At 69.6% G+C, this 23,080-nt stretch carries 22 protein-coding genes; 11 read left to right on the top strand and 11 right to left on the bottom strand.

All coding sequences use genetic code 11. The features are described from left to right. The first annotated feature begins 1 nt into the window (after position 1). The gene (tolA, locus tag M2165_RS20000) at positions 2 to 928 is read left to right on the top strand and encodes a cell envelope integrity protein TolA (RefSeq protein ID WP_280816327.1); all 927 of its coding nucleotides are present in this window, start codon (positions 2 to 4) and stop codon (positions 926 to 928) included. A gap of 60 nt (positions 929 to 988) precedes the next feature. Here the strand turns inward: tolA and dnaE are convergent, their stop codons facing one another. Continuing rightward, entirely contained in the window at positions 989 to 4,507 is a 3,519-nt protein-coding gene (gene dnaE, locus M2165_RS19995) for a DNA polymerase III subunit alpha (RefSeq protein WP_280816326.1), read from the bottom strand. Between the two features lie 92 nt (positions 4,508 to 4,599). On the opposite strand from dnaE, the gene M2165_RS19990 reads away from it, so the two are divergent. Continuing rightward, positions 4,600 to 5,388, top strand: coding sequence for a sulfurtransferase (locus M2165_RS19990; RefSeq protein WP_280816325.1), 789 nt, complete (start codon positions 4,600 to 4,602; stop codon positions 5,386 to 5,388). Positions 5,389 to 5,395: 7 nt separating this feature from the next. Here M2165_RS19990 and M2165_RS19985 read toward each other — a convergent pair whose 3' ends face one another. The 4 genes from M2165_RS19985 to M2165_RS19970 all read right to left on the bottom strand — a co-directional run bounded on the left by M2165_RS19985 (position 5,396) and on the right by M2165_RS19970 (position 8,183). Beyond that, a complete protein-coding gene (locus tag M2165_RS19985) occupies positions 5,396 to 6,328 on the bottom strand; it encodes a pirin family protein (protein WP_280816324.1) in 933 nt (310 codons plus the stop codon). A gap of 25 nt (positions 6,329 to 6,353) precedes the next feature. After that, positions 6,354 to 6,905, bottom strand: a complete 552-nt coding sequence (locus M2165_RS19980; protein WP_280816323.1) for a flavodoxin family protein — start codon at positions 6,903 to 6,905, stop codon at positions 6,354 to 6,356. 43 nt (positions 6,906 to 6,948) lie between these two features. Beyond that, on the bottom strand, positions 6,949 to 7,389 hold the full coding sequence (locus M2165_RS19975) for a DoxX family protein (protein ID WP_280816322.1): 441 nt from the start codon (positions 7,387 to 7,389) through the stop codon (positions 6,949 to 6,951). Between the two features lie 92 nt (positions 7,390 to 7,481). Beyond that, the gene (locus M2165_RS19970; RefSeq protein WP_280816321.1) at positions 7,482 to 8,183 is read right to left on the bottom strand and encodes a pirin family protein; all 702 of its coding nucleotides are present in this window, start codon (positions 8,181 to 8,183) and stop codon (positions 7,482 to 7,484) included. A 171-nt stretch (positions 8,184 to 8,354) separates the two neighbouring features. Here M2165_RS19970 and M2165_RS19965 point away from each other — a divergent pair, with 171 nt between their 5' ends. The 5 genes from M2165_RS19965 (at position 8,355) to M2165_RS19945 (ending at position 13,448) form a co-directional block, all read left to right on the top strand. Continuing rightward, a complete protein-coding gene (locus tag M2165_RS19965; RefSeq protein ID WP_280816320.1) occupies positions 8,355 to 9,308 on the top strand; it encodes a LysR family transcriptional regulator in 954 nt (317 codons plus the stop codon). 87 nt (positions 9,309 to 9,395) lie between these two features. Next, on the top strand, positions 9,396 to 10,478 hold the full coding sequence (locus tag M2165_RS19960) for an FAD-dependent oxidoreductase (RefSeq protein WP_280816319.1): 1,083 nt from the start codon (positions 9,396 to 9,398) through the stop codon (positions 10,476 to 10,478). A gap of 15 nt (positions 10,479 to 10,493) precedes the next feature. Beyond that, positions 10,494 to 11,411 (top strand): tRNA glutamyl-Q(34) synthetase GluQRS, encoded by a 918-nt coding sequence (gene gluQRS, locus M2165_RS19955; protein WP_280816318.1) that lies wholly within the window; start codon positions 10,494 to 10,496, stop codon positions 11,409 to 11,411. Continuing rightward, on the top strand, positions 11,408 to 12,142 hold the full coding sequence (trmB, locus tag M2165_RS19950; protein ID WP_280816317.1) for a tRNA (guanosine(46)-N7)-methyltransferase TrmB: 735 nt from the start codon (positions 11,408 to 11,410) through the stop codon (positions 12,140 to 12,142). The genes gluQRS and trmB overlap by 4 nt, the downstream gene beginning before the upstream one ends. 148 nt (positions 12,143 to 12,290) lie before the next feature. After that, positions 12,291 to 13,448, top strand: a complete 1,158-nt coding sequence (locus tag M2165_RS19945) for an ABC transporter substrate-binding protein (RefSeq protein WP_280816316.1) — start codon at positions 12,291 to 12,293, stop codon at positions 13,446 to 13,448. Positions 13,449 to 13,455: 7 nt separating this feature from the next. Here the strand turns inward: M2165_RS19945 and M2165_RS19940 are convergent, their stop codons facing one another. Continuing rightward, the gene (locus M2165_RS19940; protein ID WP_280816315.1) at positions 13,456 to 14,175 is read right to left on the bottom strand and encodes a Crp/Fnr family transcriptional regulator; all 720 of its coding nucleotides are present in this window, start codon (positions 14,173 to 14,175) and stop codon (positions 13,456 to 13,458) included. A 124-nt stretch (positions 14,176 to 14,299) separates the two neighbouring features. On the opposite strand from M2165_RS19940, the gene M2165_RS19935 reads away from it, so the two are divergent. From M2165_RS19935 to M2165_RS19920, 4 genes are all read left to right on the top strand, one after another. Beyond that, entirely contained in the window at positions 14,300 to 14,890 is a 591-nt protein-coding gene (locus M2165_RS19935) for an HD domain-containing protein (protein WP_280816314.1), read from the top strand. 155 nt (positions 14,891 to 15,045) lie between these two features. Next, the gene (locus M2165_RS19930) at positions 15,046 to 15,813 is read left to right on the top strand and encodes a class II aldolase/adducin family protein (RefSeq protein WP_280816313.1); all 768 of its coding nucleotides are present in this window, start codon (positions 15,046 to 15,048) and stop codon (positions 15,811 to 15,813) included. A gap of 64 nt (positions 15,814 to 15,877) precedes the next feature. After that, positions 15,878 to 16,795 (top strand): bile acid:sodium symporter family protein, encoded by a 918-nt coding sequence (locus M2165_RS19925; RefSeq protein WP_280816312.1) that lies wholly within the window; start codon positions 15,878 to 15,880, stop codon positions 16,793 to 16,795. A gap of 170 nt (positions 16,796 to 16,965) precedes the next feature. Further along, entirely contained in the window at positions 16,966 to 19,224 is a 2,259-nt protein-coding gene (locus M2165_RS19920; protein WP_280816311.1) for a glycoside hydrolase family 3 N-terminal domain-containing protein, read from the top strand. Between the two features lie 272 nt (positions 19,225 to 19,496). Here the strand turns inward: M2165_RS19920 and M2165_RS19915 are convergent, their stop codons facing one another. The 5 genes from M2165_RS19915 to urtD form a co-directional block, all read right to left on the bottom strand. Continuing rightward, the gene (locus tag M2165_RS19915; RefSeq protein WP_280816310.1) at positions 19,497 to 19,847 is read right to left on the bottom strand and encodes an alpha/beta hydrolase; all 351 of its coding nucleotides are present in this window, start codon (positions 19,845 to 19,847) and stop codon (positions 19,497 to 19,499) included. 130 nt (positions 19,848 to 19,977) lie between these two features. Further along, positions 19,978 to 20,331 (bottom strand): zinc ribbon domain-containing protein, encoded by a 354-nt coding sequence (locus M2165_RS19910; RefSeq protein ID WP_280816309.1) that lies wholly within the window; start codon positions 20,329 to 20,331, stop codon positions 19,978 to 19,980. 13 nt (positions 20,332 to 20,344) lie between these two features. Beyond that, positions 20,345 to 21,577, bottom strand: coding sequence for a formamidase (fmdA, locus tag M2165_RS19905; RefSeq protein WP_280816308.1), 1,233 nt, complete (start codon positions 21,575 to 21,577; stop codon positions 20,345 to 20,347). Between the two features lie 45 nt (positions 21,578 to 21,622). Then, positions 21,623 to 22,312: an urea ABC transporter ATP-binding subunit UrtE gene (urtE, locus tag M2165_RS19900; RefSeq protein WP_280816307.1), complete on the bottom strand. Its 690-nt coding sequence runs from the start codon at positions 22,310 to 22,312 to the stop codon at positions 21,623 to 21,625. A gap of 15 nt (positions 22,313 to 22,327) precedes the next feature. Then, positions 22,328 to 23,071, bottom strand: a complete 744-nt coding sequence (gene urtD, locus M2165_RS19895; RefSeq protein WP_280816305.1) for an urea ABC transporter ATP-binding protein UrtD — start codon at positions 23,069 to 23,071, stop codon at positions 22,328 to 22,330. Between the last annotated feature and the right edge of the window lie 9 nt (positions 23,072 to 23,080).

Genomic DNA, 23,080 nt, shown 5'->3' with positions numbered 1-23,080 from the left:
CATGTCGCTCGCCCTCGACCGTCCCGAATTCGCACCGCCGCCGCAGCGCGGCACGCCGCGGGCCGTGCTGCTGGCACTGGTCGCGCATGCGCTCCTGATCGCGGCCCTGACCTGGGGCGTGCGCTGGCGCAGCGAGACCGACGAAGGCGCGGTCGACGCGGAGCTCTGGTCCTCGACGGTGCAGCAGGCCGCGCCGCGCCTGTCGGTGCCGGAGCCGCCGCAGCCCACGCCGGCGCCGCCGCCGCCCGCACCGCCGCCCCCGCCTCCCCCGCCGCCGCAGGTCAGGGCCCCCGAGCCCGCCCCCGCGCCGAAGGCGCCCGACATCGCGCTCGAACGCGAGAAGAAGCTCAAGGAGCAGAAGGAACAGAAGGAGCGCGAACTCGAGCGCCAGCGCCAGGAGCAGCGCAAGAAGGAGCTCGAGGCCAAGCAGCGCGCCGAGGAAGAAGCCGAGCGCAAGCAGGAACAGCAGAAGAAGCTGGCCGAGCAGAAGAAGCGCCAGGAAGCCGAGGCCAAGCAGGCCGAGGCGAAGAAGGCCGAAGCCGCCGCCAAGCAGGCTGCGGCCGACCGCGCCGCGGTGCTCAAGCGCATGCAGGGCATGGCCGGCGCGAGCGGCGGCGACGAGGCCCAGGGCAACGCGCTGCGTTCGGCGGGTCCGTCGAGCGGCTATGCGGGCCGCATCGCCGCCGCGGTGCGGCCGAACATCACCTTCCCCGAGGCCGACACGGTGAGCGGCAACCCGGCCGCGGAGTTCGAGGTCAAGCTCGCGCCCGACGGCACCATCGTCGGCGTGCGGCTCACCAAGTCGAGCGGCCTGCCGAGCTGGGACGAAGCCGCCGAGCGCGGCCTGCACAAGACCGACAAGCTGCCGCGCGACACCGACGGACGGATCTTCCCGTCGCTGATCGTGTCGCTCAGGCCCAAGCGCTAGCCGTCAGCCGGATCGCCGGCCGCGGCCGTCCCACGGGGCGGCCGCCTCGCCGGCGCCTTCTCACTCGTAGACCACCGAGGCCTTGCCCGCCTCCGCCTGCGCCGTCCAGCTCGCGAGTGCGGCATCGGTCGGGAAGAACTTCGCGCGCTCGCCGAGCTGCAGTTCCACCTGTGCGCCGCCGCGTGCCATCGACAGCCGCACCGGCAGGCCCTGCACCAGGTCGCCGTGCTCGCTCTGCTCGGTGCGCGGCGGAAAGTCCTTCACGAGCCGCGCGATGTCGGGCGCCTTGCCGTTGACCGCCACGCGCAGGAACTTGCCGAAGCGGCAGCGCGCCGAGGCCAGGTCCCAGACCTGCTGCACCTGGAAGCGCGCCTCGAAGCCGCCGCGGCCCGGCTGCAGCCGGCCGCTCACGATCACCAGCTCGTCGTCCTTGAGCGTGTTGCGGTTGGCATTGATCAGCGCCTCGTCGGCCGTGGCCTCGATCGAATCGGACTTGTCGTCGAGTTTGAAGATCGCGAGCCGGCCGCGCTGGCCGTTGATGATGCGCAAGTCGCTCACGATGCCTGCGATCACCTGCTGTTCGCGCGTGTCCATCAGGTCGCCGATCTCGCGCTTGCAGAAACGCCGCACCTCGTGCGCCACCTCGTCGAACAGATGGCCCGAGAGATAGAAGCCGATCGCCGTCTTCTCGAAGGTCAGCCGCTCCTTCACGCCCCATGGCGTGGCGTCGACGAGCTCGGGCTCGGCCGTGGCCGAGCCGTGTTCGCTGTCGCCGAAGATGTCGACCTGCGCCGCGTTGGCCTCGGTGGCGGCCGCGAATTCGAAGGCGCGGTCGACCGAGGCCACGAGCGAGGCGCGGTTCTGCTGGATCGAGTCGAAGGCGCCGGCCTTGATCAGCGCCTCGACCGTGCGCTTGTTGATGCGCTGGCGGTCGATGCGCACGCAGAAGTCGTACAGGCTCTTGAACGGACCGCCCTCCTCGCGCGCGCGTACCAGCGCCTCGACCGCGAGCTGGCCCGTGCCCTTGACGGCGCCGAGTCCGTAGCGGATCACCTTGTCGGTCACCGGCTCGAAGCGGTAGTTGCCGCGGTTCACGTCCGGCGGCTCGAAAGTGATGCCGAAGTTCTTCTGCGCGTCCTCGAACAGCACCTTGAGCTTGTCGGTGTTGTCCATTTCCACGGTCATGTTGGCGCAGAAGAACTCGGCCGTGTAGTGGACCTTGAGCCAGCCCGTGTGGTACGCGAGCAGCGAGTACGCGGCGGCATGCGACTTGTTGAAGCCATAGCCCGCGAACTTCTCCATCAAGTCGAAGATCTCGTCGGCCTTGTCCTGCGGAATGCCGTGCGTCGCGAGCGCGCCCGCGCGGAACTTCTCGCGGTGCTCGGCCATTTCCTCGGCCTTCTTCTTGCCCATCGCGCGGCGCAGCAGGTCGGCGCCGCCCAGCGAGTAGCCGCCCAGGATCTGCGCCGTCTGCATCACCTGCTCCTGGTAGACCATGATCCCGTAGGTCTCGGAGAGCATCTCGGCCACAGCCGGGTGCGGGTACTCGACCTCTTCGCGGCCGTGCTTGCGCGCCACGAAGCTGGGGATCAGGTCCATCGGGCCCGGGCGGTACAGCGCGTTGAGCGCGATCAGATCCTCCAGCCGCGTCGGCCGCGCGTCCTTCAGCATGCCCTGCATGCCGCGGCTTTCGAACTGGAACACGGCTTCGGTCTTGCCTTCGGAGAACAGCCGGTAGGTCTCGCGGTCGTCGAGCCGGATGTTCTCGTAGGCGAAGTTCTCCTGGCCCTTGTGGCGCTTGACGATGAATTCCTTCGCGATCTCGAGGATGGTCAGCGTCGCCAACCCCAGGAAGTCGAACTTCACGAGGCCGATGGCCTCCACGTCGTCCTTGTCGTACTGGCTCACGGCCGAGTCGCTGCCGGGCTGCTGGTACAACGGGCAGAAGTCGGTCAGCTTGCCGGGCGCGATCAGCACGCCGCCCGCGTGCATGCCGATGTTGCGTGTCATGCCTTCGAGCTTCTGCGCCATCTCGACCAGCGACTTGACCTCTTCCTCGCGCTCGATGCGCTGCGCGAGCTGCGGCTCGGCCGCGATGGCGTACTTCTCCTTGTCCTCTTCCGACAGGTCGCTCGGCGGGTACTGCAGCGTGACGGGCTTGCCCGGCTTGTTGGGAATGAGCTTGCTGATGCCGTCGCAGAACATGTAGCTCATGTCCATCACGCGGCCCACGTCGCGGATCGCGGCGCGCGCGGCCATGGTGCCGAAGGTGGCGATCTGGCTCACGGCGTCGCGGCCGTACTTGTCCTTCACGTAGTCGATCACGCGGTCGCGATTGCCCTGGCAGAAGTCGATGTCGAAGTCGGGCATCGACACGCGCTCCGGGTTCAGGAAGCGTTCGAACAGCAGCTTGTATTCGAGCGGATCGAGGTCGGTGATCTTGAGCGCATAGGCCACCAGCGAACCGGCGCCCGAGCCCCGGCCCGGACCCACCGGGCAGCCGTTGTTCTTGGCCCACTTGATGAAGTCGCCCACGATCAGGAAGTAGCCGGGGAACCCCATCTTCAGGATGGTGTTGATCTCGAACTCCAGGCGCTCGACGTAGCGCGGCCGCTCGGCGTCGCGCTTGGCCGCGTCGGGGTACAGGTGCGCGAGGCGCTCCTCCAGGCCGGCGTAGGACTCCTGGCGGAAGAACTCCTCGATCGGCATGCGCACGCCTTCGCTGATGAAAGGCGTCGGAAAATCGGGCAGCTGCGGCTTGCCGAGCACCAGCGTGAGGCTGCAGCGCTTGGCGATCTCCACCGTGTTGGCGATGGCGCTCGGTACGTCGGCGAACAGCGCCTCCATCTCGGCGGCCGACTTGAAGTACTGCTCCTCGGTGAACTTGCGCACGCGGCGCGGGTTGCCGAGGATCTCGCCTTCGGAGATGCACACGCGCGCCTCGTGCGCCTCGTAGTCCTCGCGTTCGGCGAACTGCACCGGATGCGTCGCGACCACCGGCAGCCTGAGCCGCGCCGCGAGCTTGACGGCCGCGACCACGTGCGGCTCGTCGTCGGCGCGGCCGGCACGCTGCAGCTCGATGTAGAAGCGGTGCGGAAAGATGCCCGCGAGCTGCAGCGCCAGTTCGGCGGCGCGCTCGTCCTGCCCCTGCAGCAGCGGCTGGCCGAGCGGCCCCGCCTGGGCGCCCGACAGCGCGATCAGCCCGCCCTGCAGCTCCTCCAGCCATTCGAGCCGGCAGGCGGCCTGCGACTGGCCGCGGCCCACGTTCTGCGTCCAGGCGCGCGCGAGCAGCTCGCACAGGTGCAGATAGCCTTCCATGTTCTGCACCAGCAGCACGATGCGCGTGAGCGCGCCGGGCTCCTTGCCGAGCCCGTCGACGAAGACCTCGGCGCCGATGATCGGTTTGACGCCCTTGCCGCGCCCCTGCTTGTAGAACTTGATGGCCCCGAACAGGTTGTTCAGGTCGGTGATGGCGAGCGCGGGCTGCTTGTCGGCAGCGGCGGCCTTGACGACGTCGTCGATGCGGATGGTGCCGTCGACGACGGAAAACTCGGTGTGCAGGCGCAGGTGAACGAACATCCGTCGATTGTAGGAAGGGCCCGCTCCACGATGTGGGTTGGCAATCCCTGAAACCCGGTCCGCCCCGGGGGCGGCACCTACAATCGCCCCCCGTGGAACAAGAGATTCTGAATATCGCGGCCTACAAGTTCGTGGCCATCGACGACGCGCCCGCGCTGCGCGAACGGCTGCTCGACAGCACCCGGTCGCTCGGCCTGATGGGCACCATCCTGCTCGCGCCCGAGGGCATCAACCTGTTCCTCGCGGGCACCGCCGAGGCGATCCACACCTTCGTGGCCGAACTGCGCGCCGATGCGCGCTTCTCGGACCTCGAAACCAAGGAAAGCTGGTCGGCCGCGCAGCCCTTCCGCCGCATGCTCGTGAAATTGAAGCGCGAGATCATCCGCATGGACCATCCCGCGATCCAGCCCGCGGCCGGCCGCGCGCCCGGCGTGGATGCGCCCACGCTCAAGCGCTGGCTCGACCAGGGCCACGACGACGAAGGCCGCGAGATCGCGCTGCTCGACACGCGCAACGCCTTCGAGGTCGACCACGGCAGCTTCGAGGGCGCGATCGACTGGCGCATCGGCAAGTTCACCGAGTTCCCGCCCGCGCTGCGCGAACACCGCGCGGAGTTCGCGGGCAAGACGGTCGTGAGCTTCTGCACCGGCGGCATCCGCTGCGAGAAGGCCGCGATCCTGATGCGCGAGGAAGGCGTGGAGAACGTGCTGCAGCTCGAGGGCGGCATCCTCAAGTACTTCGAGCTCGTCGGCGGCGCGCACTACCGCGGCGACTGCTTCGTCTTCGACGGCCGCGAGGCGCTGGCGCCCGACCTCAGCGCGCGCGCCAACAAGGCCTCGGCGCGCGCGGCCGAAGACCCCGACCTCGCGCGCAAGCGCTGAAGGGCGCTCAGACCGGCGTGGTGCCCACGTCGGGCTCGCGCACGCCGAAGGGCTTGCCGGGCAGCGGGATGAACTCGGTCTCGCCGGGCACGTGGCCCATGCGCTGCGCGGCCCAGTCCTCGCCGGCCTGCAGGATGCGCTCGCGCCGGCTCGAGACGAAGTTCCAGGTGATGTAGCGCGGGCCGTCGAGCGGCTCGCCGCCGATCGCCACGAGCCGCACCGGCGTGGTCGCGGGCGCGGTGAGCATCGCGCCCTGCCCGTCGGGCAGCACCGCCATGGTGTGCGCCGGCACCGTGGCGCCATCGACGCCCACGTCGCCGTCGATCGGGTACACGGCCAGCTCAGGCGCCAGCGCGGGCAAGGCGAAGCTCGCGCCGGCAGGCAGCGCGAGGTCGAGGTACACGGTCTGCGCGAAGGTCTTGACCGGCGAGCGTGCGCCGAAGGCCTCGCCCACGAGCACCCGCACGCCCACGCCCTGCTCCGTCAACGCGGGGATCGCGTCCGCCGGCGTGTGCTCGAAGCTCGGCGCGGCCTCTTCGTAGGCCTGCGGCAGCGCAGCCCAGAGTTGCAGGCCGTGGTTCACGTAGTGCTCGGCCAGCAGGCGCTCGGGCTTGCGCTCCGAATGCACGATGCCGCGGCCCGCGGTCATCCAGTTGATCGCGCCCGGCAGGATCTCCTGCACGCTGCCGATGCTGTCGCGGTGCATCATCGCGCCCTCGAACAGGTAGGTCACCGTGGTCAGCCCGATGTGCGGATGCGGGCGCACGTCGTGCGCATTGCCCGGCTGCTCGGTGGCCGGGCCGAAATGGTCGAAGAACACGAAGGGGCCGACCGACCGGCGCACCGCCGCGGGCAGCAGGCGCCGGACGCTGAAGCCCCCGCCCAGGTCCTTGTCATGGGGTTGCAGCAGGCGGGTGGCAGGTGTCGCGTCGGTGGTCATCGTGTGCTCCGTGGTTTCAGGCGGTTCAGCCGCGCGATGCTGCGACTGCGGCGATGCGCTCGCCGAAGGCGCGCGCGGTCTCCAGGTCGCCCTTCGGGATCTCGGCCGGGCTCGCGTCCGACGGCGACTGCGTCAGCAGGCCGCCGTAGCCGCCCACGTAGTTGGTCGAATCGCGCGTCGCGGCCTTGTTGTTGGTCGGCATGATGCCCATGCTGACCCAGAGGCCGCTGTGCTGCATCGCGAGCGTCCAGAGGTAGGCCAGCGTCGTGACCTTGTCGCCGTTCATCGTGGCGCTGTTGGTGAAGCCGGCGAAGAGCTTGTCCTTCCAGCCCTGCGTGAACCAGACCTTCGACGAGGCGTCGGCGAATTTCTTGAACTGCCAGCTCACGCCGCCCATGTAGGTCGGCGAGCCGAAGATGATCGCGTCGGCCGCGGCCAGGGTTTCCCAGCCGCCCGCGGGCAGGTTGCCGTCGGCGTCGATCGCGAGCAGCTGGGCGCCCGCCCCCTCGGCCACGGCCTGCGCCACGCGCTGGGTGTGGCCGTAGCCGGAATGGAAGACAACGACGATGTCGGCCATGGATGTTTTCTCCTGAAATCGGTGGATGGGGGGATGAACGAGCTTACTTCCTGTCGATGCCGAAACGGCCGGCGCCGAGGGCTGCGATCACGAACAGGCCGCCGGCCACTGCGATGTTCTTGAAGAACATCAGCTGGTTCACGAAGGCCTTGTCGGCGGGCATGCTCCAGTAGTTGTGGAACAGCACCGAGGCCGCCAGGGTGAACAGCGCCAGCACCACGGCCGCGAAGCGCGTCTTGAAACCGACCAGCAGCATCAGGCCCACGCCCAGTTCGACCAGGATCGCGATCACGGCGGCCACCTGCGGCAGCGGTGCGCCCACGGACGCGATGTAGCCCACGGTGCCCGCGAAGCCCGTGAGCTTGGCGAAGCCCGCCGGCACGAACAGCAGTGCGATCAGGATGCGGCCGACCAGCGCGAGCGTGTCCTGCAGGGCGTTGGGGTTGGCGGTGGCGGGGGTGGTGGCGATGGAAGCGGTGGTCATGGTGAAACTCCTCGGTATGAATGAATGAATGAATGAAAGGAAAAAAGAAGGAAGAAAAAGGCCGGGCCGGCAGGCGCCCGGCAAGGGGGTGATCAGGCGGCCAGGTCGAACACCAGCACTTCGGCGTCCTTGCCGGCGCCGAGCGTGAGCTGCGATTCGCCTTCGAGCATCGCGGCGTCGCCGCCCGAGAGCTTCCGGCCGTTGACTTCGAGCTCGCCGCGCACGAGGTGCACGTAGCTCTTGCGCGCCGGGTCGAGCGCCAGGCTCGCGGTCTCGTCGCCGTCGAACAGCCCGGCCATGAGGCGCGCATCGGCATGCACGGTCACGGAACCGTCGGCACCGTCGGGCGAGGCCACCAGGCGCAGCTTGCCGCGCTTCTCGGCGTCGCCGAACTTCTTCTGCTCGTAGCCGGGCTCGATGCCGCGCACGTTCGGCTCGATCCAGATCTGCAGGAAGTGCGTGGTCTCGTCGGCCTTGTGGTTGAACTCGCTGTGCATCACGCCGCGGCCGGCGCTCATGCGCTGCACGTCGCCGGGCGGGATGGATTCCACGTTGCCCAGGCTGTCCTTGTGCGCCAGCTCGCCCGAAAGCACGTAGCTGATGATCTCCATGTCGCGGTGCCCGTGGGTGCCGAAACCGGCGCCCGCGGCCACGCGGTCTTCGTTGATCACGCGCAGGTTGCCGAAGCCCATGTAGGCCGGGTCGTAGTAGCCCGCGAACGAGAAACTGTGGAACGAGCGCAGCCAGCCGTGGTCGGCATAACCGCGTTCCTGGGACTTGCGAACTTGCAACATCGTCGAACTCCTTTTGAGGCCCTGTCCCGTCGCGGGAGCTTCGGGCCTTTGCTTGATGCCGCGCCGGATGCGCAGCGGATGGGAAGAACTTTAGGTCCGCACCCCCGAGCGAAAAGCGCCGTGTTTTGATGGCATCATTCAAATTTTTTGAATGATCGGAAACCGCTCCAAATGCCCAGCGCCAGAGACGTACTGACCCCCGATGCACTCGCCATGCTGCAGACGGTGGCGAGCACCGGCAGCTTCGCCGCGGCCGCGCGCGCGCTCGACCTCGTGCCGAGTGCGCTGAGCTATCGCGTGCGGCAGGTGGAGGACGCGCTCGACGTGCTGCTGTTCGACCGCAGCGCGCGCCAGGCCCGCCTCACCGAGGCCGGCGCCGAGCTGCTGCGCGAGGCCGCGCGGCTGCTCGGCGAGATCGATGCGGTCGCCAACCGCGTGAAGCGCGTGGCCACCGGCTGGGAGCCGATGCTCACGATCGCGGTCGACGGGGTGATCGCGCGCGATCCGCTGCTCGACCTCGCCACCGCCTTCTTCGCGCTCGAACCGCCCACGCGGCTCAAGCTGCGCGACGAGACGCTGCTCGGCACCATCGAGGCGCTCACGAGCGGCGAGGCGGACCTGGCCGTGGGCGCGGTGCTCGATGCCGCGAGCCTCGCCTTCACCGCCACCGGCATCCGCAGCCGCCCGATCGGCGAACTCTGCTTCGTCTATGCGGTGGCGCCGCACCATCCGCTGGCGCGGCTCGACGAACCGCTGAGCGATGCGGTGCTGCGGCAGTACCGCGCGGTGGCCGCGGCCGACTCGGTGCGCAGCGGGCCGAGCATGACCGTGAACCTCGTCGGCGGGCAGGACGTGCTGACCGTGCCGACGATGCAGGCCAAGCTGGCGGCGCAGCTGCACGGGCTCGGCGGCGGCTTCCTGCCCGAGCCCATGGCCCGGCCGTACATCGAGGCCGGCCACCTGGTCGAACGCAAGACGGAACGCCAGCCGCCGCTCGCCACCATGCACTGCGCCTGGCGCGTGCGCAGCGCCGGGCGGCCCGGTCGCGCGCTCGAATGGTGGCTGGCGCAGTTCGAGCACGAGGCCACGCGGCGCGCGCTGCTCGAACGCCACCGCGGGCGCTGAGGCGCGGTGCGCGGCAGGCCCCTCGGCAGACCGTTGTAGAGTCGCTCCCACATCCAAACGTCTCCCCGCCAAAGAAAAGAGTCCCTCATGAGCACTCGCGCCGCGTCGAAGTCCACCGACCGCCACCGAACCCCGGCCGCACCGCGCCACTACGCCGTCATCGGCGCCGGCATCGCCGGCGTCGCCTGCGCACGCACGCTGGTGCAGGCCGGCCACCAGGTCACCGTGTTCGAACGCGAGGCCGCGCCGGGCGGGCGCATGGCCAGCGTGGACACCGCCTTCGGCCGCTTCGACAGCGGCGCGCAGTACTTCACCGTGCGCGATCCGCGCTTCGCGCTGGCGCTCGAACCCACGCCGGGCCTCTGCCGGCCGTGGAGCGCCAACCTCGTGCGCGTGCTCGATGCGCATGGCCGCGTCGCCGAGGCCGCCTTGCCGGGGCACGAATCGCACTGGGTCGCGCAGCCCGGCATGGACGCGCTGGTGGCGCACTGGGCCGCGCCGCTGGGCGAGCGCCTGGTGCTGAACACGCAGGTCACGCAGATCGAGCGCGATGCGCTCGACGCCAGGCGCTGGCAGTTGCGCACCGTGGGCGCCGACGATTCGCAGCATGTGTACTCGGGCTTCGATGCCGTGCTGCTCGCGGTGCCGCCGCTGCGCACGCGCGCGCTGCTCGGTGACGGCCGGCTCTCCGCCGGCATCAGCCAGAAGATCGAGCCGGTGCGCATCGCGCCCTGCTGGACGCTGATGATCGCCTTCCCGCAGGCCAACCAGCCGACCATGTCGCACCTCGGTCCGCAGTGGAACGCGGCGCGCAGCACCCACCACCGCGTGGCCTGGCTCGCGCGCGAATCGTCCAAGCCCGGCCGCGAGCGCATCGAGCGCTGGACGCTGCAGGCCAGCGCCGCCTGGTCGCAGGAGCATCTGCGCGACGACCCCGCGCGCGTGCAGGCCAAGCTGCTGCGCGCCTTCGCCGAGATCACCGGCATCCATGCCGCGCCCACGCATGCCCAGGCGCGCTGCTGGACCGAAGCCCAGACCCAGGTGCCGGTCGGCAAGACCCACCTGTGGGACGCCAAGGCGCGCATCGGCGTGGCCGGCGACTGGTGCACCGGCCACCGCGTGGAGGACGCCTTCCTCTCGGGCCTTTCGCTCGCACTGGCGGTGATCTGACGCGCTGAACGCACGATGCGTGAAACCGGCCGTTTCGCGCCCTCGCCCACCGGTGCGCTGCATGCCGGCTCGCTCGTGGCCGCGCTCGCGAGCTGGCTCGACGTGCGTGCGCGCGGCGCACGGGCACGCTGGCTGGTCCGCATCGAGGACGCCGACACCGAGCGCTGCCTGCCCGGCATGGGCGAACACATCCTGCGCCAGCTCGCCGACTGCGGCCTCGTGCCCGACGAGGCGCCCGTGTGGCAGACGCAGCGCACCGCGTCGTACGAAGCGGCACTCGCGAAGCTGCAGGCCCTCGGCCTCGCCTACCCCTGCGGCTGTTCGCGCAAGGACATCGACCTGGCGCTCGAGCGGCTCGGGCAGCGGCACGCGCGCCATGGCGAGCGCGTGTACCCCGGCACCTGCCGCAGCGGCCTGCACGGCAAGCCCGCGAGGGCATGGCGCTTCGCGGTCGAGAAGTTCCAGGCCCTGCAGCCGGCGCCGGTGCTCGCGTGGACCGACCGCCGCCTCGGCCGCCAGCAGCAGGACGTGGCGCGCGAGGTCGGCGACTTCGTGCTGCGCCGCGCCGACGGCCCCTGGGCGTACCAGCTCGCGGTGGTGGTCGACGATGCCGCGCAGGGCGTGACCGACGTGGTCCGCGGCGAGGACCTGGCCGACAACACCGCGCGCCAGATCCTGCTGCAGCGCGCGCTCGGCCTGCCCACGCCGGGCTACCTGCACACGCCGCTGGTGCGTGGCGCCGACGGCGAGAAGCTCTCGAAGCAGAACGGCGCCAGCGCCATCGACACCGCCACGCCCGCGGCCGCGCGGGCCGCGCTCGATGCTGCCGCGCGGGTGCTCGGCCTGGGCGCCGCGCAGGGCGCCAGCTGCGCCGAAGCGCTCGCGGGCTGGGTGCCGCAATGGCGCGCTCTCTACAATCCGCGGGCCTCATGAACATTCCCGACAATCCAGATTCCCCGCCCGGCGACGCGCCGGACGACGACAAGCCGCATCCGCTGCACCGCCGCCTCAAGAGCTTCGTGAAGCGCGGCGGCCGCACCACCGAAGGCCAGGCCCGCGCCTTCGCCGAGCTGGGCCCGCTGTTCCTGCTGCCCTACAAGCCCGAGCCGCTCGACCTGACCGCCGCCTTCGGCGGCCGCGCCGCGCCGACCGTGCTCGAGATCGGCTTCGGCATGGGCGAGGCCACCGCGCACATCGCGACCGTGCGGCCCGACACCAACTTCCTGTGCTGCGAAGTGCACGAGCCCGGCGTGGGCGCGCTGCTCAAGCGCATCGGCGAACAGTCCATTCCCAACATCCGCATCTGCGCGCACGACGCGGTCGACGTGCTCGACCACATGCTGCAGCCCGGCACGCTCGCCGGCGTGCACGTGTTCTTTCCCGATCCCTGGCACAAGAAGCGCCACAACAAGCGCCGGCTGATCCAGCCCGGCTTCGTGAAGAAGCTCGCCGAGCACCTGCGCCCCGGCGGCTACATCCACTGCGCGACCGACTGGCAGCCCTATGCCGAGCAGATGCTCGAAGTGCTCGCCGCCGAGCCGCTGCTGCGCAACACGGCCGAGGGCTATGCGCCCAAGCCCGACTACCGGCCACTGACCAAGTTCGAGAACCGCGGCCTCAAGCTGGGCCACGGCGTCTGGGACCTGGTGTTCGAGCGCGCCTGAGTCCTCTCTCCTTCCCGCCCCGCCCGCCTCGCGCGGCGGGGCGTCGCACAGGCCCCCCGCCTAGGTGTAAGCACCGCATGCCCGCGCTTTGCGGCAGGCATCGGAATTGCTACACTTTTTCTTACACTTTTGTCACCAGGGGGTCCTCATGGGAATCGCACGCAGGGAATGGTTGAAGGCATGCGGTGCGGCACTGCTCGGCAGCGGCGTCCATCTGCCCTCGCTGGCGCAGGCCGGTCGAGGCGCCGGCGCCAGGGTCGTGGTGCTGGGACAGTCGGTGCCGCTCACCGGCGCGGCGAGCGAGATCGGCCTCGCCTTCGCGGGCGGCAGCCGGCTCGGCGTGAACGACTTCAACGAGCGCCACGCCGACAGCGGCCTGCAGCTCAAGCTGGTGCAGCTCGACGACGGCTACGACGCCGCCACGGCCGCGCGCAACGCCCAGACGCTGCTTGCCAAGGACAAGGCCGACCTGCTGTTCGGCTTCGTCGGCACCGCGAGCAGCAGCGCCGGCGCCGATGTCGCCGCGCGCCAGGGCAACCTGCTGTTCGCCCCCTTCGCGGCCGCCGACACGCTGCGCGACGCGAGCCATCCCCATGTCTTCCACGTGCGCCCCGGCATGATCGACGAGGCGCTCAAGATCGTGCGCCAGTGCGCCACCGTGGGGCAGACGCGCATCGCGCTCGTGGGCGACGACAACGCCATGGGCCAGGCGGGCCGCACCGCGGTCGAACAGGCGCTGGCCGAACTCAAGATGCCCGCGCTGGTCGCCACCGCGATGGTGCCGCCGGGCGGCGACGACAAGCTCGACGCGCTGCTGAAGCCGGTGCTCGCGCAGAAGCCCCAGGCCGTGGTGCTGGTCTCGCTCTCGGGCGTCACGGCCGGCGCGATCCGCTCGCTGCGCAAGAGCGGCTACAGCAGCAGCTTCATGGCCTTCTCGATCGTCGGCACCGATCCGCTCTATTCGCAGCTCGGCAAGGACGCCGGCGGCGTCGTGATCACGCAGGTGGTGCCCTCGCCGCGACCCTCGGCCATTCCGATCGTCAAGGAATACCGCGCCGCGCTCGACAACTCCGACGAGACGCCCTCCTATGCCGGCCTCGAAGGCTTCATCGCCGTCAAGACGCTCGGCGAAGCGGTGCGCCGCGCGGGGCGCGGCTTCACCAGCGCGAGCCTGCAGAAGGTGATGAGCGCGATGACCGACTACGACGTCGGCGGCTTCCGCATCAACCTGCGCCCAGGCCTGCGCGATCCTTCGCGCAGCATCGACCTGATCAGCATCTCGGCCGACGGGCGCGTGCTGCGGTAGGCAGCGGTCAACCGGCACTCACCAGCGCCTGCAGCGCATCGGGCGACGAAAGCGCGATGCGCCCGTAGCCCAGCGCGATCACGCCTTCGGCAGCCAGGGCATTGAGTTCCTTCGAAAGCGTCTGGCGCGTCACGCCGAGCATCATCGCGAGCGCCTCCTGCGGCAGCATCAGCTCGCGCCGCAGGTGCACCGACTGCGTGGCGTCGCCGCGCGCCAGCACCAGCAGCCGGTGCGCCACGCGCGCGCGCAGGCTGCGCAGCGTCGCGTCCTCGGCCAGTCCGTAGAGCATGCGCACGCGCGCCGACAGCAGCGCGGCCATGGCGTTGGCGAACACCACGTCGCGCATCTGCTGCGCGAAGGCCGCGGGCGGCACCACGAGCAGGTCGAGCGCCTCGAGCGCGGTCGCATCGTGCGTGCGCGGGGAGCCGTCGATCAGCGTGATCTCGCCGAACCAGTTGCCGGGTTCGAGCACCGCGAGGATCGCCTCGCGCCCGTCGCGCCGCAGCGAGGAGATCTTGATCGAGCCCGCCACCAGCCCGTAGAAGCCGCCGCCCGCGGCATGGATCGGGTCGCCCTGGCGAAACACCATCGCGCCGCGCCGCACGTGGATCAGCTCGGCCGCGGCGAGCAGCGTGTCGCGCTGCGCGCGCGGCAGGCTCATGAACCACGGATTGCGTTCCAGCGCGGCCCGGTGCGGGGCGGAAAGGCGCGGCTTGGGGGCTGGCATGCGGAAGGACGCCGCTTCGGGGGCGGGGTTAACCAGGGCCTTGCATTGTCAAATTCTTGACAGTTGATGGTCAAGCGCCGGTCTACAGTGGCCGCCATCCCCCACAACACACGGAGACGACACGATGGGCGAACGCGCGGGTTTCACGAGCATGCAGCACAGCACGCGCGAGGACTGGCAGCTGATCGGCGGCGAGTTCAGGCAGTTCGCGGGCGGCCTGCCCGCCCGCGTGATCCAGCACCTGCAGCTGCTCGAAGGCGACTACGGCGGCTTTCCGGTCGACCGCTACACCCATTCGCTGCAGACCGCCACGCGCGCGCTGCGCGACGGACGCGACGAGGAGTACGTGGTGTGCGCGCTGCTGCACGACATCGGCGACACGCTCGGCAGCTTCAACCACCCCGACGTCGCCGCGGCCATCCTCAAGCCCTTCGTGAGCGAGGCCAACCTCTGGATGGTGCAGCACCACGGCATCTTCCAGGGCCACTACTTCTTCCACCACATCGGCCTCGACCGCGACATGCGCGACGGCTTCAAGGACCATCCGCACTACGAGCGCACGGCCGAGTTCTGCGCGCTCTACGACAACCCCGCCTTCGATCCCAAGGCCGAGACCCTGCCGATCGCCGAGTTCGAACCGATGCTGCGGCGCCTGATGGCGCAGCCCCGGCAGAGCATCTACAAGGCGGCGCTGCAGGCGCCCGCGGCGGCTTGAGATAAGGCGGACAGCCGAACGCAGAGTGCGCGAGGTTTCGCGAAGGACGCAAAAGCAAAACCAAATTTTTCCTGGATTTCTTCTGCGACTTCTGCGGAACCTTCGCGCCCTCTGCGTTCGGAAACCCGAATTCGACAACCTCCAAAGGACACCCCATGAACGCCACCACCCCCTCCGAAGTTCAGCAGCTCGTCTCCGCCGAGGAATGGCAGCTGCGCGTCGATCTCGCGGCCTGCTACCGCCTCGTGGCGCTGCACGGCTGGAGCGACCTGGTGTTCACCCACATCAGCGCGCGCATTCCGGGCCCGGAGCACCACTTCCTCATCAATCCCTATGGCCTGATGTTCGACGAGATCACCGCTTCGAGCCTGGTGAAGGTCGACCAGCAGTGCAACAAGGTGATCGACTCGCCCTACCCCGTCAACCCGGCCGGCTTCGTGATCCACAGCGCGGTGCATGCCGCGCGCGAGGACATCCAGTGCGTGCTGCACACGCACACGCGCGCCGGCATCGCGGTCAGCGCGCAGAAGAACGGCGTGCTGCCGATCAGCCAGCAGTCGACCTTCGTGCTGGCCTCGCTCGCCTACCACGACTACGAGGGCGTGGCCTTCCGCGACGACGAGAAGCCGCGGCTGCAGGCCGACCTGGGCAGCGCGAACTTCCTGATGCTGCGCAACCACGGCCTGCTGACCTGCGGCAAGACCATCGCCGACGCCTTCCTGTCGATGTACACCTTCGAGAACACCTGCCAGATCCAGATCGCGGCCCAGGCCGGCGGCGGCGAACTCACGCAGGTGGACCCGCGCATCGTCGAAGGCGTGGGCCATGCGATGAAGGTCCAGACCGGCGGCCTGGGCGGCCAGTTCGTCTGGCCCGCGCTCATCCGCAAGCTCGACCGCATCGATCCGGGGTACAGGCAGTAAGGCGGTCCGGAATCCGGGTTTCACGGCTGCCGGGGCCTGCGCGACAGGTGCCGGCGGCTTTTTTTTGGCCCGCCAGCAACCAACATCGAGGAGACAACGAAACATGGATGCCGCCCTCATCGTGACCCGATTCCTGTTCGGCGCGCTCGCGCTCGTGATGTTCGGACTCGGACTGTCGCTGTCGCTCGACGACTTCCGGCGCCTCTTCCGGCATCCCAAAGCGGTGACCATTGCGCTCCTGCTCCAGGTCGTCGGCCTGCCGCTGGCCTGCTGGGCGATCATCGCGGGCTTCGGCCTCCCACCGGTGTTCGCGGTCGGGCTGATGCTGCTGGCGGCGTCCCCCGGCGGCATCTCGGCCAACCTTTTCTCGCACCTCTTCGGCGGCAACGTGGCGATGAACATCTCGCTCACGGCGGTGAACACGCTGCTGTCGATCGTCACGCTGCCACTGATCGCCAACTGGGCGATCGGACACTTCGCCGACGGCGGCCAGGTGGTGCCGCTGCAGACGCGCAAGCTGGTCGAGGTGATCGCCATCGTGCTGGTGCCGGTGGCCATCGGCATGTACGTGGCCGCGCGCCGGCCGGCCTTCGCGGCGCGCATGGAAAAGCCCACCAAGATCTTCAGCGCCGTGGTGCTGGCCGTGGTCACGGTGCTCGCGATCGCCAGCGAGTGGAAGACGCTCACCGGCACCTTCGCCCAGATCGGCGCGCCCGTGCTGCTGTTCAACCTGCTGAGCCTCTTCGCCGGCTATTACCTGAGCCGCGCGGTGGGCCTCGACAAGCCGCTCGCCACGGCCATCAGCTACGAGATCGGCATCCACAATTCCACGCTCGCCATCTTCATCGCGGTCAGCGTGCTCGGAAGCTTTCCGCTTGCGCTGCCGGCGGCGATCTACTCGGTCGTGATGTACGTCACCGCGCCGCTCTTCGGATGGCTGTTGCTGCGCCGGCGGCAGTCCGGCGCTGCCGCGGCGGGTTGACCAGGGGAGCGGACAGCCGGACGCAGAGGACGCGAAGATTTTGCTGCCTTGCTCCTTCCCCCTCCGGGGGAAGGCCGGGATGGGGCAAGCGGCGTTTCCACTCAAGCGCCGCGGCCTTTCAGGGCTGAATTTCCGGCCCGCTCCCGCACGATGGTTTAAAAATAGGCCCGATGCGCCTCCGTTTCCCCGCCCTTCTGCTTGCCCTCCCCCTTCTCTTCACCGCCTGCGCCACCCCCACGGCGCCGCCCGCGGCCGATGCCGACGCCCGCATCGAGGCGCTGATCGCACGCATGACCGTGGAGGAAAAGGTCGGCCAGCTGAGCCTATACGGCCCGGCCGACACCAACATCCCGGGCAACCCCGCCGCCAACCAGCGCAATGCCCAGCGCGAGATCGACGACGTGCGTGCGGGCCGCGTCACGGGGCTGTTCAACAACGAGGGGCTGGCGCGCAAGCGCCGGCTGCAGGAGGTGGCGGTGCGCGAGTCGCGGCTCGGCATTCCGCTGCTCTACGGCGCGGACGTGATCCACGGCTTTCGCACCATCTTTCCGATGCCGCTGGCCGAGACAGCGAGCTGGGAGCCCGGGCTCGCGGAGCGCACCGCGCGCGCGGCGGCGGTCGAAGCGAGTGCCGACGGCTTCCGCTGGACCTTCGCGCCGATGCTCGACATCGCACGCGATGCGCGCTGGGGCCGCGGCATCGAAGGCATCGGCGAGGACCCGTACCTCGGCAGCCTGTTCGCCGCGGCGCGCGTGCGCGGCTTCCAGGGCAACGACCTGTCGCGCGGCGACGCGCTGCTCGCCACGCCCAAGCACTTCGCGGCCTACGGCGCGGCCGAGGGCGGGCTGGACTACAACACCACCGACATCTCCGAGCGCACGCTGCGCGAGGTCTACCTGCCGCCCTTCAAGGCCGCGGTGGACGCGGGCGCGCTCTCGATGATGAGCGCCTTCAACGAGATCGCGGGCATCCCCTCGATCGCCAATCCCGCACTGCTCAGGGACGTGCTGCACCGCGAGTGGAAGTTCCAGGGCTTCGTGGTGTCGGACTACACCGCGGACGAGGAACTGATCGCGCACGGCTATGCCGCCGACGGCCGCGAGGCCGCGAAGCAGGCCTTTCTCGCGGGCACCGACGTGAGCATGCAGAGCGGCCTCTACATGCGCGAGCTGCCCGGCCTGGTGGCCTCGGGCGAGGTGCCGATGGCGCGGCTCGACGACGCGGTGCGCCGCGTGCTGCGCGTGAAGCAGAAGCTCGGCCTGTTCGACGACCCCTTCCGCGGGCTCGACGGCGCGCCGGCGGCGGAGCGCCCTTCCGATCCCGCCACGGTGGCGCTCGCGCGCGAGAGCGCGCGCCGCTCGATCGTGCTGCTGCGCAACGAGGACAACCTGCTGCCGCTGAAGAAGAGCGGCCAGAAGATCGCGCTCGTCGGGCCCTTCGCCTCGGGCACGCACGATCTGCTCGGCGCCTGGAGCCTGTTCCCGGGCCAGCAGGCGCCGGTCGGCATCGACGAGGGCCTGCGCGCCGCGCTGGGCGATGCGGCCTCGCTCACGGTGGTGCGCGGCTCGGCCATCGATGCCGCCCTGCCCGGCGGCATCGAGGCCGCGGTGGCCGCCGCGCGCGCGGCCGACGTGGTGGTGCTCGCGGTCGGCGAGAGCGAGCGCATGTCGGGCGAGTCGCGCTCGCGCACCGACATCGGCCTGCCGCAGGCGCAGCAGGATCTGGCCGAAGCCGTGGCCGCCACCGGCAAGCCGGTGGTGGTGCTGCTGAGCAACGGGCGCGCGATGGCGCTCAAGGGCGCGGTGCGCCAGGCGCGCGCGATCCTCGTGACGTGGTTCCTCGGCGTGCAGACCGGCAACGCCATCGCCGACGTGGTGTTCGGCGACTTCAATCCCTCGGCCCGGCTGCCGGTGAGCTTTCCGCAGACGGCGGGCCAGGTGCCGTTCTACTACGCGCACAAGCGCACCGGGCGGCCGCTGCCGGACAGCGATCCGCAGATGGCCTTCCGCACCCGCTACATCGATGCGACGAACGAGGCGCTCTATCCCTTCGGCTGGGGCATGGGCTACGCGCCGGTGCGCTACGACGGCGTGGCGCTGGACCGCGACCGCATGCCGCCCGGCGGCGCGATCGAGGTGCGCGCCAAGGTCACCAACACCGGCAACCGCGAGGCCGAGGAAGTGGTGCAGCTCTACGTGGCGCAGCGCGCGGCGAGCGTGACGCGGCCGGTGCGCGAGCTCAAGGCCTTCCGCAAGGTGCGCGTCGCGCCGGGCGCGACGACCGAGGTGGACTTCCGCCTCACGGCCGACGAATTGCGCTTCCTCGGGCGCGACCTGCGGCCGCAGGTGGAGCCGGGCGCGTTCGACCTCTGGGTCGGGCCGTCGGCGGCGGGCGGCATCCGCAAGAGCTTCGTGCTGGCGCGCGAGTAGCGGCGCGCAAGGGCCGAGGACGCGAGGTCAGTTGCCGTCGTCCCGCCGCAGCGCCGAACCGGCATGTCGCCAGTCTCGCAGCCAGACGGCGTTTCGTGCGGCAATGCCGGCACCAGCAGCACGCCGCACGTCGAGGGCGAACTGCTCAAGCTACGCACCGGCGCCGACTCGTGCCGACGGTGGTCGAGCCGGTCCAGGGTCGACGGATTCCCTCGAAGCACAAAGCCCTCCGGCCATGGGGCGGGAGGGCCTGCGCGCGGTGCGCGAAGGGCTTAGAGGCCGGCTTGGCGCGTGAACGACACGCTGGGCTTCTTGTAGGCTTGCGGCACTTCGTCGCGGTAGAAGGCGCGGCGGTCGAGGCTCGCGAGCGGGTCGTGTGCCTTGGCCACGGCTTCGGCCTGGATCACCGAGCGGTCGGCGGTCGAGGTGAAGCGCTGGGCGCCGGCGGCAGAGGCTTCGCTGTACTCGTTGCCGGCACGTGCGGCGGCCACGGCCTGCGGTGCGACTTCGGCGCGCGAGATGCCCGAGTTCACGGACATCACGCCTTCGTAGGTTTCGGCTTGGGCGCCGGCGGCGGCGAGGAGCGAGAGGGCCGCAGCGGCGAGGATCTTCGAGGCATTCATTTCAATCTCCTTCAATCGGTTGGTTGGTGAGGAGAAGTTTGATCCTGAACACCCTCGAAAAAACGCCGCAAAAAGAATCGCGGCGTTCACGGGATTGAAACAATGCGGCCCCGGCGGGCGCGCCTGAAGATCAGTGAGAAATCATCCACGGCCGCCGCGACGGCGCCGCCTTGGCGCCGTTCGCGGCCGTCACGGTGGCGCCGCGCCGCCCGCTGCCGGACGCGGACGAGCAGCAGCCGCAGCCCGCCGGATGCCGCAGCCGCGCATAGTCGCGCGAACTCGCGGGCTCGTGGCGCGCGCGCTCGTTGGTCGCCATCGCGCGGCGCGTGTCGGAGGCCATCAGCGCCAGCCGCGGCGCGGCCGTGAGCACGCGCGGCGCGGCCGCGCCGCAGTCGGGGCAGACGGCGGGTTCGTCGCGCAGGCCAGAAGGCCGCAGCGCCTCGAAGCCGCCGCACCGGCCGCAGGCGTAGTCGTAGGTGGGCATCGCGCGGGGTCCTTCAGCGCAGGTCGTGCGACAGCGGCATCTGGATGCTGCCGTCGATCATCTTCACCGGGCCTGCCGCGCTCGGGTTGATGTCGAAGTCGAAGATGCCCGTGGGCAGCCACAGCGTGGCGCAGGAATTCGGCACGTCGACCACGCCGCTGATGTGGCCCTGCACCGGCGCGGTGCCGAGGATCGAATAGGCCTGCGCGCCCGAGTAGCCGAACTTCTTCAGGTACTCGATGGCGTTGAGGCAGGCCTGGCGGTAGGCCACGTTCACGTCGAGGTAGTGCTGCCTGCCGCTCTCGTCGACCGAGATGCCTTCGAAGATCAGGTAGTCGTTGTACTGCGGCGTGATCGGGCTCGGCTTGAAGATCGGATTCCTGATGCCGTACTTGGCCATGCCGCCCTTGATCAGCGTCACCCGCATGTGCACCCAGCCCGCCATCTCGATCGCGCCGCAGAAGGTGATCTCGCCGTCGCCCTGGCTGAAGTGCAGGTCGCCCACGCTGAGGCCCGCGCCGTCGACGTAGACCGGGAAGAACACCTTCGCGCCGCGCGACAGGTCCTTGATGTCGCAGTTGCCGCCGTGCTCGCGCGGCGGCACGGTGCGCGCGCCCTCGGTCGCGGCCTTCGCCCTCGCCTCGCCGGTCATCTTGCCCATGTGCGCGGTGCCCGCGAAGGGCGGGTTGGCGAGGCCGGGCACGCGCTCGGGGTCGGTGGCGATCAGCGCCTTCTCGCGCGCGTTCCACATCTCGAGCATCGGCTTGTCGGGAAGGCAGCCGATCAGGCCGGGATGGATCAGCCCCGCGAAGTTGACGCCCGGCACGTGGCGCGAACTCGTGAACATGCCCTTGAAGTCCCAGATCGATTTCTGCGCCTCGGGGAAGTGATCGGTCAGGAAGCCGCCGCCGTTCTTCTTCGAGAAGAAGCCGTTGAAGCCCCAGAGGCTGTCGGGCTTGGCGCCGATGTCGAGCAGGTCCACCACCAGCAGGTCGCCGGGCTCGGCGCCCTTCACGCCCACCGGGCCCGAGAGGTAGTGCACCGTACTCAGGTCGATGTCGCGCACGTCGTCGGCGCTGTCGTTGTTCTTGATGAAGCCGCCGGTCCAGTCGAAGGTCTCGAGGATGAAGTCATCGCCCGGGTCGACCCAGCAGGCCATCGGGATGTCGGGATGCCAGCGGTTGTGGATCATCTCGTTCTCGGTCGGCGGGCGGGTCAGGTCGACCTTGATCAGGGTGTCGGTCATGGGCAGTGGCTCCTGGGTTGTGGTGAAACGGGAATCGGACGGAGGTCAGACGGAGAGATAGGCCTTGATGCGCTCGACGTCGGTCTTGTCGCGCGCGGTCTCGTGCACGAGCCGGCCGCCTTCGATCACGAACAGCCGGTCGGCCACGTCGAGCGCGAAGCTGAGCACCTGCTCGGACACGACGATGGTGATGCCGCGCAGCTTGCGGATCTCGTTGAGCGCCTTGGCGATGTCCTTGATGATCGAAGGCTGGATGCCCTCGGTGGGCTCGTCGAGCAGCAGCACCTTGGGGTCGGTGACGAGCGCGCGCGCGATCGCGAGCTGCTGCTGCTGGCCGCCCGAGAGATTGCCGCCCTTGCGGCGCTTCATGTCCCACAGCACCGGGAACAGCGCGTAGATCTCGTCGGGAATGCGGCGCGTGGCGGAATTCTCCAGGCCGGTCTGGATGTTCTCCTCGACCGTGAGCGCCGGAAAGATCATGCGCCCCTGCGGCACGTAGGCGATGCCCTTGGCCACGCGGCGGAAGCTCTCGTCGCGCGACACATCCTGCCCCGCGACCTCGATGCGCCCGCTCCTGAGCGGCAGCACGCCCATCAGGCTCTTGAACAGCGTGGTCTTGCCCATGCCGTTGCGGCCCATGATGGCCACGGTCTCGTTGGCACGGCCCTCGAACGAAATGCCGTGCAGCGCTTCGCTCTGGCCGTAGGCGACGTGGAGGTCGGTGACTTTCAGCATGATGTTGCTCATGGTTCAGTGCCCCAGGTACACATCGATGACCTTCGGATCGGCCTGCACCTTCTCCATCGGCCCTTCGGCCAGGATCCTTCCCTGGTGCATCACCGTGACCTTGTGCGCGATCTGCTTCACGAAAGCCATGTCGTGCTCGATCACGATGACCGCGCGGTTGCGGCAGATGCGCTTGAGCAGCTCGGCCGTGAGCTCGCGTTCGCGCGCGCTCATGCCGGCGATCGGCTCGTCGAGCATCAGCAGCTCGGGCTCCTGCATCAGCAGCATGCCGATCTCCAGCCACTGCTTCTGCCCGTGGCTCAGGAGCCCGGCTTCGGTGCCCAGGCGGTCGCCCAGGCCGATGTCCGCGGCCACCGCATGCACCCTGGCCTTCACCTCGTCGTCGCAGCGGAACGCCAGCGCGCCCAGGACCGAGCGGCCCTTCGGGAACGACACCTCGAGGTTCTGGAACACGCTCAGGTTCTCGTAGATCGACGGGGTCTGGAACTTGCGCCCGATGCCGAGCCGCACGCGCTTGTGCTCGGCCATGCGCGTGAGTTCGGTGTTCTTGAACTTGATGCTGCCCGCGCTCGCGCGCGTCTTGCCGCAGATCAGGTCGAGCAGCGTGGTCTTGCCGGCGCCGTTGGGCCCGATGATCACGCGCAGCTCGTTGCGGTCGATGTAGAGCGTCAGGTCGTCGATCGCCTTGAAACCGTCGAAGGAAACGCTCAGGTCTTCCACCGCGAGCGCGAAGTCGGTATTGCTCATGGCTGTGCT

The sequence above is a fragment of the Variovorax sp. TBS-050B genome (assembly GCF_029893635.1).
In the GTDB taxonomy this organism is placed as follows: Bacteria; Pseudomonadota; Gammaproteobacteria; order Burkholderiales; family Burkholderiaceae_C; genus Variovorax.
The sequence above is the reverse complement of the archived record's forward strand: the minus strand, read 5'-3'. Positions and strand labels throughout refer to the sequence as shown.